This window comes from Streptomyces sp. NBC_00425 (genome assembly GCF_036030735.1).
GTDB lineage: Bacteria > Actinomycetota > Actinomycetes > Streptomycetales > Streptomycetaceae > Streptomyces.
The window spans coordinates 4,661,819-4,672,835 of the sequence record NZ_CP107928.1; the positions used below are offsets into that span (position 1 = coordinate 4,661,819).

The 11,017-nt window shown below is 71.2% G+C and carries 9 protein-coding genes; 5 read left to right on the top strand and 4 right to left on the bottom strand.

Annotation, left to right across the window (positions count from 1 at the left end; genetic code table 11):
• Positions 1 to 48 precede the first annotated feature (48 nt).
• From OHS82_RS19955 to OHS82_RS19970, 4 genes are all read left to right on the top strand, one after another.
• A complete protein-coding gene (locus OHS82_RS19955) occupies positions 49 to 1,404 on the top strand; it encodes an aspartate aminotransferase family protein (RefSeq protein ID WP_057577888.1) in 1,356 nt (451 codons plus the stop codon).
• 109 nt (positions 1,405 to 1,513) lie between these two features.
• Positions 1,514 to 2,215 carry a GntR family transcriptional regulator gene (locus OHS82_RS19960; protein WP_057577889.1) on the top strand — a complete coding sequence of 234 codons (702 nt, stop codon included), beginning with the start codon at positions 1,514 to 1,516 and terminating at the stop codon, positions 2,213 to 2,215.
• Complete coding sequence (locus OHS82_RS19965; RefSeq protein WP_057577890.1) at positions 2,212 to 4,692, top strand: dolichyl-phosphate beta-glucosyltransferase; 2,481 nt, start codon at positions 2,212 to 2,214, stop codon at positions 4,690 to 4,692. Before OHS82_RS19960 ends, OHS82_RS19965 begins: the two co-directional genes overlap by 4 nt.
• A 59-nt stretch (positions 4,693 to 4,751) precedes the next feature.
• A complete protein-coding gene (locus OHS82_RS19970) occupies positions 4,752 to 5,402 on the top strand; it encodes a hypothetical protein (protein WP_057577891.1) in 651 nt (216 codons plus the stop codon).
• Positions 5,403 to 5,414: 12 nt separating this feature from the next.
• On the opposite strand, the gene OHS82_RS19975 is transcribed toward OHS82_RS19970, so the two are convergent.
• From OHS82_RS19975 to OHS82_RS19985, 3 genes are all read right to left on the bottom strand, one after another.
• On the bottom strand, positions 5,415 to 5,708 hold the full coding sequence (locus tag OHS82_RS19975) for a hypothetical protein (RefSeq protein WP_057577892.1): 294 nt from the start codon (positions 5,706 to 5,708) through the stop codon (positions 5,415 to 5,417).
• A 220-nt stretch (positions 5,709 to 5,928) separates the two neighbouring features.
• The gene (locus OHS82_RS19980; protein WP_057577893.1) at positions 5,929 to 7,770 is read right to left on the bottom strand and encodes a bifunctional metallophosphatase/5'-nucleotidase; all 1,842 of its coding nucleotides are present in this window, start codon (positions 7,768 to 7,770) and stop codon (positions 5,929 to 5,931) included.
• Between the two features lie 252 nt (positions 7,771 to 8,022).
• Complete coding sequence (locus tag OHS82_RS19985; protein WP_057577894.1) at positions 8,023 to 9,306, bottom strand: adenylosuccinate synthase; 1,284 nt, start codon at positions 9,304 to 9,306, stop codon at positions 8,023 to 8,025.
• Between the two features lie 206 nt (positions 9,307 to 9,512).
• Between OHS82_RS19985 and OHS82_RS19990 the strand changes: the two genes are divergently transcribed.
• Positions 9,513 to 10,367 carry a diacylglycerol kinase gene (locus OHS82_RS19990; protein ID WP_328434234.1) on the top strand — a complete coding sequence of 285 codons (855 nt, stop codon included), beginning with the start codon at positions 9,513 to 9,515 and terminating at the stop codon, positions 10,365 to 10,367.
• A gap of 111 nt (positions 10,368 to 10,478) precedes the next feature.
• Here OHS82_RS19990 and OHS82_RS19995 read toward each other — a convergent pair whose 3' ends face one another.
• On the bottom strand, positions 10,479 to 10,976 hold the full coding sequence (locus tag OHS82_RS19995; RefSeq protein WP_266725144.1) for a GbsR/MarR family transcriptional regulator: 498 nt from the start codon (positions 10,974 to 10,976) through the stop codon (positions 10,479 to 10,481).
• Positions 10,977 to 11,017: the final 41 nt, after the last annotated feature.

Here is an 11,017-nt window from a genome sequence, read left to right on the forward strand (position 1 = left end):
CAGGACGCCGATACCGCTTCCGCATCGCGGACATTTACGCTCACTGACATGACCCCTCAGACCGACCCCCGGGCCGGCGCCGCCGTCAAGGCGGCCGACCGCGCGCACGTCTTCCACTCCTGGTCCGCCCAGGAGCTCATCGACCCGCTCGCCGTGGCCGGCGCCGAGGGGTCGTACTTCTGGGACTACGACGGCAACCGCTACCTCGACCTCACCAGCGGGCTCGTCTACACGAACATCGGCTACCAGCACCCGAAGGTCGTCGCCGCGATCCAGGAGCAGGCCGCACGCCTGACCACCTTCGCGCCCGCCTTCGCGATCGAGGCCCGCTCCGAGGCGGCCCGGCTGATCGCCGAGCGGACCCCCGGCGACCTGGACAAGATCTTCTTCACCAACGGCGGGGCCGACGCCGTCGAGCACGCGGTGCGCATGGCCCGGCTGCACACCGGACGCGCCAAGGTGCTCTCCGCCTACCGCTCCTACCACGGCGGCACCCAGCAGGCCGTGAACCTCACCGGTGACCCGCGCCGCTGGGCCTCCGACACCGCGACGGCCGGCGTCGTGCACTTCTGGGCGCCCTTCCTCTACCGCTCCCGCTTCTACGCCGAGACCGAGGAGCAGGAGACCGCGCGCGCCCTCGAACACCTCGAGACGACGATCGCCTTCGAGGGCCCGGCGACGATCGCCGCGATCATCCTCGAGACGATCCCCGGCACCGCCGGCATCATGGTCCCGCCGCCCGGCTACCTCGCGGGCGTCCGCGAGATCTGCGACCGGCACGGGATCGTCTTCGTCCTCGACGAGGTCATGGCCGGGTTCGGGCGCACCGGCGAGTGGTTCGCGGCCGACCTGTCCGGCGTCGTGCCCGACCTGATGACCTTCGCCAAGGGCGTGAACTCCGGATACGTGCCGCTCGGCGGCGTGGCGATCTCCGGCGCCGTCGCGGAGACCTTCGGCAAGCGGCCCTACCCGGGCGGTCTGACGTACTCCGGGCACCCGCTGGCCTGCGCGGCCGCCGTCGCGACGATCGAGGTCATGGCCGAGGAGGGCGTCGTCGAGAACGCGAAGCGCCTCGGCGCCTCCGTCGTCGAGCCGGGGCTGCGGGCGCTGGCCGAGCGGCACCCGAGCGTCGGCGAGGTGCGCGGGGTCGGCATGTTCTGGGCGGTCGAGCTGGTGAAGAACCGCGAGACCCGCGAACCGCTGGTGCCGTACAACGCGGCCGGCGAGGCGAACGCGGCCATGGCCGCGTTCGGCGCGGCGGCCAAGAAGGCCGGCGTGTGGCCGTTCGTGAACATGAACCGCACGCATTTCGTGCCGCCGCTCAACGTCTCCGAGTCCGAGGTCAAGGAAGGGCTCGCGGCCCTCGACACGGCGCTCTCGGCGGCCGACGAGTTCACCGAGTAGGGGCTGGGCTTTCGAAGGGGCTTGATTTCGTCGAACGCGTAAGGTGGCGTGCTCGTACATAACGACGAGCACGCCACTTTTCCGCACCCGACGAGGAGACGCCTCGACCATGCCCGGCAGCACCGGCAACGGCGCCGTGACGCGCAGCACCCTGCGCCAGCAGATCGCCGACGCGCTTCGCGACGAGGTGCTGGCGGGACGGCTGCAGCCCGGGCAGGAGTTCACGGTGAAGGAGATCGCCGAGCAGTACGGCGTCTCCGCGACCCCCGTCCGCGAGGCCCTCGTCGACCTCTCGGCACAGGGCCTCCTCGACGCCGACCAGCACCGGGGCTTCCGGGTCCACGAGTACTCCGTCGAGGACTACCGCGGCATGATCGAGGCGCGCAACCTGATCATCGAGGGCATGTTCATCGCCCTCGACGGGGGCCGCCAGGACCAGCGGGACTTCGAGGACCCGCGGACCGCGGCCGCCATCGCCGGGGTGCGCCGCCGCGGCGAGGAGGCGAGCCGGGCCGCCGCGGCCGGCGACCTCACCGTCCTCATCGGCTACGACCTGCGCTTCTGGCGCGAGCTGAGCGCCTTCTTCGGCAACGCCTACCTCGCCGACTTCCTGCACCGGCTGCGCGTGCAGTCCTGGGTGTGCACGGTGCAGCACCTGCGCCGGGCGAGCGATCTGCGCGGCTTCCTATGGTCCGGCCACACCGAACTCATCGACGCCCTGTACCGCCGCGACACCGTCGCTGCCCGCAGGATGCTCGCCGCGTACAACGACGAGTCCATCACCCTGATCGAGCGGCTGGCCGCGGGATGAGCCGGGCGGACGCCCCTGCCGTGCAAGCCCCCACCGCGCCGTCGACCGCCCCGGCCGTCGCGCTGTCCGTCGTCGTCCCCGCCTACAACGAGGAGCGACGGCTCGGCCCCACCCTGGACGCGGTCAGCCGCCACCTGGACGCCCCCGGGAGCCACTGGGGCAGCTGGGAGATCGTGGTCGCCGACGACGGCTCCACCGACGCCACCCGCGAACTCGTCACCGTCCGCCGCGACCCACGCATCCGGCTCGTCACCGGCTCCGGCACGGGCCGCCGGGGCAAGGGCCACGCCCTGCGCATCGGCGTCGCCGCCAGCCGGGGCCGCCGGGTACTGGTCACGGACGCCGACCTCGCCACCCCCGTCGAGGAGTTGGCGCGACTGGAGAAGGCGCTCACCGACGGACACGCGGCGGCGATCGGCTCGCGGGCCGTCCCCGGCGCGACCCTCGGCAGCCGCCAGCACCGGATCCGCGAACTCCTCGGCACGGCCGGCAACCTGCTCATACGCCGGACGACGCTGCCCGGGACCCACGACACCCAGTGCGGGTTCAAGCTCTTCGACGGCGACAAGGCCCGCACCGCCTTCGCCGCCTCCCGCCTCGACGGCTGGGCCATCGACGTGGAGGTGCTGCGCCACTTCCGGCAGGCGGACTGGCCGGTCGCCGAGGTGCCCGTGCACTGGTCGCACCAGCCCGGCTCGAAGGTCCGCCCGGCGGACTACCTCCGCTTCCTGCGCGACCTCGTCCGGCTGCGCCTCCCCGCGCCGAGACCCGCGGACGTCCTGGCCGCCGTCCTCTTCCTCGCGCTGGCCGTCACGCTCTTCTCCGGCCGCTTCTTCGACCCGGCGCACCGCCTGCTCACCGACTCCCTCCAGGACCAGAACCAGTGGGAGTGGTTCTTCGCGGTGACCGCCGACAACGTCGCCCACCTGCGCAACCCCCTCTTCACCGACCTCCAGGGCTTCCCCGGCGGCGTGAACCTGATGGCCAACACGACGATGCCGGGCCTGTCGGTGCCGCTCACACCCGTGACCCTGCTGTTCGGGCCCGCGGTCACGCTCAGCCTGGTGATGACGCTCGGCCTGGCCGCCACCGCCGTCGCCTGGTACCGGCTGATCCTGCGGCGGCTCGTGACGCAGCGGGCGGCCGCCTTCGCCGGAGCCGCGCTGGCCGCGTTCGCCCCGCCGATGGTCAGCCACGCCAACGCCCATCCGAACTTCGTCGTGCTCTTCATGATCCCGCCGATCATCGAGCGCGCCCTGCGGCTGACGACCGGGGAACGGACCGTCCGCGACGCGGTCGTCCTCGGCCTGATGGCGGCCTACCAGTTCTTCCTGGGCCAGGAGTCGCTGCTGCTCGCCGCCCTGGGCATGCTCCTGTTCGCCGTGGCCTACGGCGCCGTCCGCCCCGACGTGGCCCGCACGGCGGCCCGCCCGCTGCTGAACGGTCTCGCGATCGCCGCAGCCGTCTGCCTGCCCCTCGTCCTCTATCCGCTGGCCTGGCAGTTCTCCGGGCCGCAGAGCTACACGAGCATCGACCACGGCTCCGCGCCCGGAGTCGCCAACTCCCTGCGCGCGCTCGTCTCGTTCGCCGGGCGCTCGCTGATCGCGGGCGACGCCGGCCGGGCCGACGCGCTCTCCCTCAACCCCACCGAGCAGAACGCCTTCTACGGCTGGCCGCTGGTCCTGCTCGCGTTCGCGATCACCGCTCTGCTCTGGCGACGGCCCGCGGTCAAGGCGCTGGCCTGCACGGCGGTGGCCGCGGCGGTGCTGTCCCTCGGCCCGCGCATCGCGGTGCCCCTCACCGGCGTCACCGTGCCCGGCCCCTGGGCCCCGCTGGCCGGCCTCCCGCTCTTCGAGTCGGTCATCGAGAGCCGGGTCGCGCTGGTCTGCGCCCCGGCGCTCGGCATGCTGCTCGCCCTGGCGGTCGAGCGGCTGGCCCGAGCCCGCCGGCTCGGCACGCAGTACGCGGGGCTGCTCGCCGTCTGTGTCGCGCTGCTCCCCCTCGTCCCCGCGCCGCTGAGGTCCGAGCCGCGCGCCGAGACACCCGCGTTCTTCGCGGACGGCGTCTGGAAGGCGTACGTCCGGCCCGGCGAGACGCTGGTCCCGGTGCCGCTCGCCGAACCGGAGGACGCCGAGGCCCTGCACTGGCAGACGGCGTCCGGTCTCGGCTTCCGGATGCCCGGCGGCTACTTCAACGGCCCCTACGGAGAAGGCGACCGCACCGGCGTCTACGGCGTCCCGCTGCGCTTCACGGCGAGTCTGCTGCGCGACGTGCGCCAGACCGGCGTGGTCCCGGTGGTCGACGCCCAGGCCCGCGCCGAGGCCCGCGAGGACCTCGCCCACTGGCGGGCGGGCGCGCTGGTGCTGGCCCCTCGGCGGCACGCGGACCGGCTGCGTGAGACGGTGGACGAACTGGTCGGCCGGCCGGGGAGGCGGGTGGCCGGAGTGTGGGTATGGGATCTGCACGAGGGGAGCTGACGCGTGCCGCACCGACTAGTCTTCCCTGACCGGTCAACGTACTGAGTGAGGAGCTCTCTTTGGCCTGTGACCTGTGGCTGGTGCCGCTCGTCGACGTGTTGTGCCACACCCCCGACAACCCCTTCGCGGACGAACTCGCCCAGTACAACAAGGTGCTGGCGGAGGCGGGACTCCCGCCGGTTCCCGTGTACCAGTACATGCCGGGCCTGTCCGGCGAGGTCGCTCCGGTCGCGGGCTTCGACTACGACGCGCTGCACTTCCTGCGCCGTGTCTACCTGCTCCAGGTGTGCCAGCTGCCGGTGACGCCGGTGGACGAGCTGGGCGGCGACTACGAGCAGCTCCTGGAGATGTTCCAGGCGACGGCCCAGCAGTCCCACCTGGTCTGGCACTACGACCACGCGGGCGCGTACGTCCCCGTGGACTTCCCGCAGCCGCTGTCGAACGACGAACTCCTCGCGGGCGGCGGCCCCCTGGGCTCCGCGCAGTCGCTGCTCCGGGAACTGGAGTTCGTGGCCCCGTCCATCGGCATCGATCCGGCCAATCCTCCGGCGGCCCCCCAGCCGCCCGCCGGCCCCACCGAGTTGGAGGAGCCGGCTGTTCCGGCGCCGTACGACCCCAGCCCCTTCGCCCGCGAGCGGCATGTCTGGCTCGGGCTGCACGCGGCGGCGACTCGGAGTCTGGCGCAGGGATCGATGATCGTCTTCAGCTGAGCCGGCCGTCGGTCAACGGCCGAGCTGGGACAGGCCCCTCTCGACGTCCTCCGCGTTCATCACCGGGGTATAGGTGACCTCGGCCCCGAGGTTGAGGAAGAACGGTTCGCTGAGCACGGGCATCTGAGCGCTGTCCTGCATGTCGAAGAACACGTAGGCGGTGCGCTTGCCGTGGTCGGTGGTGAAGTAGGCCGCCTCGGGCTTGATCTGTTCCATCGACTCCTGGATCAGCTTCCCCAGGGTCCCGCTGCGGATGGCCTCGTTCGCCTTCTCCGTGTCCATGCACGCCTTGAGCATCACGCGCATCGCAGTCACCTTCCTCTGGTCGGCCCACACGGATGTCACCCTCAGCGTAGTCCCGTATGCGGCATTTCTCCCTACCTGCCCCTGGGGGGAGCGGCGAGGAGGACATGGGACGAGGCGTCCGCCCGTCGGTGTCGGTTCCGCCCGACACCGACGGGCGGACGCCCGACCTCGGTCACGGTCGGGGCCGGCGGTCACCCCGTGCCGTCCGGTCGTGGTCCCGTCAGAAGACCGCCGTTCCGGCCTGCGTCAGCCTCCAGTTGGCGACGGCGAAGTCGGCCGGGTCCAACGCCCCCTTGGCCGTCACGTAGTCGATCATCAGCTGCCGGATCTCGTTGGTGGAGCTGTAGGCGATGTCGGCCCCCGCGATGTGCGGATAGCCGCTGCCGCCGTTGGCGCGGTAGTTGTTGACGGCGACGACGAAGACCTGGTCGTCGGCGACCGCGGCGCCGTTGTGGGTGAGGTTCCTGATCCGGGAGCCCTCGGGCTGCGCGATGTCGATGTCGTACGAGACGCCCGCCGCCGTGTCGTACATGTAGTCCCAGAAGCTGTTGGCGTTGGTGAGGGTCGCGGTGTCGACCGCCGTGCCCGCCGGCACCTGGTGGTAGTACTTCGCCGCGTACTCCAGGTAGTCCCTGAGCTGGGCGCCCGTGAGCTTCTTGCCGTACAGGGTGTTGTCGTAGATGTAGAGCCCCGCGATGTCGCGGATGGTGACGTCGCCGGCCGGGATGTCGGCGGTGCGGCTGAAGGGCGCGGCCACGGAGATCAGGGGCAGGGCGGCGTCGGCGGCCGACAGTCCGGCGGCCACCGTGCTCGTCTGGACCTCGTGGATGAAGTCCATGATGGGGACGTCCTTCCAGCAGGACTCCGCCGCCGAGAGGTCGGCCGTGCAGGTGCCGACCGGCGTGTTGACGTACTTCACGACGAGGTCGTGGTCGGCGCGGAGCAGTCTCTTGATCTCCGGGTCCTCGTCGACCCCCTTGGGGTCGAGGGTCCGGGCCGTCTTCCCGGTCACCCTCCACTGCCCGTGGCGCAGTTCGAGTTCGAAGTCGAAGACGCTGAGCCGGTAGCCCCAGCAGTAGGGCTCTGAGAGCAGGACGTCCTCGCCGGTCTCCGCGTTCTTGACCGTGTACGACGGCACCTCGACGTGCGTGTGGCCGACCAGGATCGCGTCGATGCCGGGAACCTGCTCGGCGACGAGGTTGGAGGCGTTCTCGACGTACGGGAGCGCGTCACCGTAGGAGGTGGAACCGTCGAGGCCGGAGTGGTCGGTCAGGAAGACGACGTCGCAGCCCAGCGCGCGCAGCCGCGGCACGTACTTCTTCGCCTGCTCCACCAGCCCCGGGAACACCATCCGGCCGCTGACGTTGTCCTTGTCCCACAGCGCGATGCCGGGGTTGGTCAGGCCCAGGATGCCGACCTTGATGTCGGGGGCGCCGGGGACGCGGATCTTCTTCACCGTGTACGGGGCGAAGGCCGGACGCAGCGTCTTCGCGTCGAGGGCGTTCGCGCCGAGCAGCGGGAAGCGGCACTGCTTCTCGAACCTGCGCAGCACGTCGATGCCGTAGTTGAACTCGTGGTTGCCGAGCGCGGCCGCGTCGTAACGCATGTGGTTCATGGCGACGGCCATGGGGTGCTCGGGCCCCTTCCTGCCGTGGGCCCCCGTGATCGGGTCGACGCGCGCGAAGTAGTAGGCCAGCGAGGTGCCCTGGATGATGTCGCCGGCGTCGACCAGCAGGACGCGATCCTCCCCCTTAGCCTCGCGCTGCTGCTTCACGAGGGTGGCGACCCGGGCGACGCCGACCGAGTTGCCCTTGCTGTCCGTGTACGCGGCGTCGGTGTAGTAGTCCCAGTCGAAGACGTGGCTGTGCAGGTCGGTCGTGCCGAGGATGGAGAAGGACCAGGTGCGGGGCGCCTTCCCGGGCGCGTGGCCGTGCGGCCCGGTGGAGGCCTCGGCGGTACCGGAACCGACCGCTCCGGCGACGGCCACGGCCGCTCCGGTGACGGCCGACTTCCGCACGAACTCACGGCGGTTCATGGGGTCGTTCGTCGGGTTGAGGGGCATTCGGGGCTCCTGGAACTGGTGGGGAAGGAGGGGCAACTACCCGCGTAGATGCTTGCTTCCGCCAGTTACGGGCGTAACCGCGAACAGGCCATGGGCCGGTCAAGGATGTCCAAGACCGGCCCAAGCCCGACGTACCGCCGACGGCACGGGGCCGACGGCACCACACCGGGGCCGACGACTCCGCACGGGCGCCGACGGCGCCATCACCTCGGCCCACGGCTCTTCGCCGCGGCCGACGCCTCTTCGCCGCGGCTAGATGAACGAGTTGATCTCGATCGTCTCGTCCCGGCCCGGACCCACGCCGATCGCGGAGATCGGGGCGCCGGACATCTCCTCCAGCGCCTTCACGTACGCCTGGGCGTTCTTCGGCAGGTCGGAGAACGACTTCGCCTTGGTGATGTCCTCGGACCAGCCGGGGAGCGTCTCGTAGATCGGCTTCGCGTGGTGGAAGTCGCTCTGCGAGTACGGCAGTTCCTCGACCCGCTTGCCGTCGATCTCGTACGCCACGCAGACCGGGATCTGCTCCCAGCCGGTGAGGACGTCGAGCTTGGTCAGGAAGAAGTCCGTCAGGCCGTTCACGCGGGTCGCGTAGCGGGCGATGACCGCGTCGAACCAGCCGCAGCGGCGGTCGCGGCCGGTGGTCACGCCCCGCTCGCCGCCGATGCGGCGCAGCGCCTCGCCGTCCTCGTCGAGGAGCTCGGTCGGGAAGGGGCCCGCGCCGACGCGGGTCGTGTAGGCCTTCAGGATGCCGATGACCCGGCTGATCTTCGTCGGGCCCACGCCGGCGCCGGTGCAGGCGCCGCCCGCGGTCGGGTTGGACGAGGTGACGAAGGGGTACGTGCCGTGGTCGATGTCGAGCAGGGTGCCCTGACCGCCCTCGAAGAGGACGACCTTGTCGTCCTCCAGCGCCTGGTTGAGCACGAGGACCGTGTCGGTGACGTACGGAGCGAGCTTCTCCGCGTAGCCGAGCAGTTCCTCGACGACCTGGTCGACGGCGATCGCACGACGGTTGTACAGCTTGGTCAGCAGCTGGTTCTTGGCGTCGAGCGCCGCCTCCACCTTCTGCATCAGGATGGACTCGTCGTACAGGTCCTGGACCCGGATGCCGACCCGGTTGATCTTGTCGGCATAAGTCGGACCGATCCCGCGACCGGTGGTGCCGATCTTGCGCTTTCCGAGGAAGCGTTCGGTCACCTTGTCGACAGTCACGTTGTACGGAGTGATGATGTGCGCGTTGCCGCTGATCAGCAGCTTCGACGTGTCGACGCCGCGCTCGTTCAGACCGCTCAGCTCGGAGAGCAGGACCGACGGGTCGACGACGACACCGTTACCGATGACCGGCGTACAGCCGGGAGACAGGATTCCGGAAGGGAGCAGGTGGAGTGCGTACTTCTGGTCGCCCACGACGACCGTGTGGCCGGCGTTGTTGCCACCCTGGTAACGCACCACATAATCCACCGAGCCACCGAGCAGGTCGGTGGCCTTTCCCTTGCCTTCGTCACCCCACTGAGCACCGAGCAGCACAAGTGCGGGCACGCGCGTACACCCCTTCCGGGTGGGGCATGTCCAAGGTCAGGGGCGTACGCGATGGATCGTTCCACCGCGTTCACCGCGAGCGCCGCGACCGTCGTTGGTCGCCCGTTGTCGGACCCGGATGCCCCGGAATAGACGAAGCCCCTGGCGCAATAGCGCAAGGGGCTCTTGCACAAAGATGCTACCCGAGGAAGCGAGGCAGGACCGAGGTGGCGACTTTCGCGACGTCCGATCAGCTGCTGGTGATCATCGATCCGGTCTCCCGGCGCGCGGACGGTGAGTCCGTGCGGATCGCGAAAGACGTGCTCAGCGCGGGTGCGGCCAGCACGAAGGTGTGTGTGCCGGAGGGCCCGGAGGAATTCGCCCGGGTGCTGGCACGGCGGGGTTCGCGGCGGCCGGTGGTCATCGGTGACGACCGCGCGCTGGCCCGGGCGGTGGCCCTGCTGCACCGGCAGCGGGCCCTGGCCGAGTGCGTGCTGTCGGTGGTGCCGGTGGGCGGCTCCCTGAGCATCGCGCACGCCCTGGGGGTGCCCACGAGCCCGGTCGCGGCGGCGCGGGCCGTCCTGGACGGCGTCGGGCGGCGGCTGGACCTGCTGGTCGACGACAGCGACGGGGTGGTGCTGGGAGCGCTGCGGATCCCCGCGCTGCCGACGACCGGCGGCGCCCAGTCGGCTGACGCCTCGGCGCGGCCCTGGCTGCAGTCGCTGGTCCGCACGCTCGTCCCCATCCGGCCCTCCCGGCCCTCCCGGCCGGTCGCCGACCCGCTTCCGGCCGGCCCGGCGCGGCTGCGGGTCGAGGTGGACGGGACGACCCTGGTCGACCTGGACCAGCCGGTGGAGGCGGTGTCGGTGACGCCCGGCGCCTCGGGAACGGCCGAGGTGGTGGTGCGGCCGTCGTCGGTGGGCGCGGAGGCCGCGCCGCTGCAGACGTACGGCCGGACGGTGACCGTCACGGGGGCCGACTTCCGCTACCGGGCGGACGCCGCGGTCGCCGGCCCGGTACGACGGCGGACGTGGACCGTGCGGGAGGGAGCACTGGGCCTGATGCTGCCGACGGCCCAGTAAGCCGAACGCCCTGGGAGCCCTCGGGTTCCGGAGGGTTCGGAGGGCTCCCGGGAGGGTCGGGCAGGGCTCGACGGTGCGGCGGGAGGCCGGGGCCTCCCGCGGACCGGAGTTCTAGCCGTCTCCGAAGAGCGCTTCGCGGTGCAGTCGCCAGCGCTCCATCATGGCGGCGATCTCGGTGTCGACGAACTCGAAGAAGGCGAGCGTCTCGGACATCCGGCGTCCCGCGGCGGTGTCGCCGCCGAGACTCTCGACGCCCTCGCGCAGGGCCCCCTCCCACCGCTTGAGCACGGTCTCGCGGTTGGTCAGCGCCTCGTACCACTGGTTGCTGTGCACGCGGTAGCGCTCACGCCGGGAACCGGGCTCGCGCTCGCGGGAGACCATGTGCTGCTGGGCCAGGTAGCGCACCGCGCCGGACACGGCGGCAGGGCTGATCATCAGCTGCGCGCCCAGTTCGGCGGAGGTCATCGCGCCCTCGTCGGAGGAGAGGAGCGCGGCGAAGACCCGGGCGGGCATGCGCTGCATTCCGGCCTCGACGAGTTGCGCGGCGAAGGACTCGACGAACCGGGACACGGCCTCCTCGTCCCGCCCGTCCGCGTCTGTTTCGGTCATGCCCCCATCCTATCGACGGTTCACGCATTTCCTTAACTTCA

What these genes read in the sequence shown, in the direction of transcription:
- OHS82_RS19955 (WP_057577888.1), top strand. Translation starts at nt 49, where the DNA reads ATGACCCCTCAGACCGACCCCCGGGCCGGCGCCGCCGTCAAGGCGGCC.
- OHS82_RS19960 (WP_057577889.1), top strand. Translation starts at nt 1,514, where the DNA reads ATGCCCGGCAGCACCGGCAACGGCGCCGTGACGCGCAGCACCCTGCGC.
- OHS82_RS19965 (WP_057577890.1), top strand. Translation starts at nt 2,212, where the DNA reads ATGAGCCGGGCGGACGCCCCTGCCGTGCAAGCCCCCACCGCGCCGTCG.
- OHS82_RS19975 (WP_057577892.1), bottom strand. Translation starts at nt 5,708, where the DNA reads ATGCGCGTGATGCTCAAGGCGTGCATGGACACGGAGAAGGCGAACGAG.
- OHS82_RS19980 (WP_057577893.1), bottom strand. Translation starts at nt 7,770, where the DNA reads ATGCCCCTCAACCCGACGAACGACCCCATGAACCGCCGTGAGTTCGTG.
- OHS82_RS19995 (WP_266725144.1), bottom strand. Translation starts at nt 10,976, where the DNA reads ATGACCGAAACAGACGCGGACGGGCGGGACGAGGAGGCCGTGTCCCGG.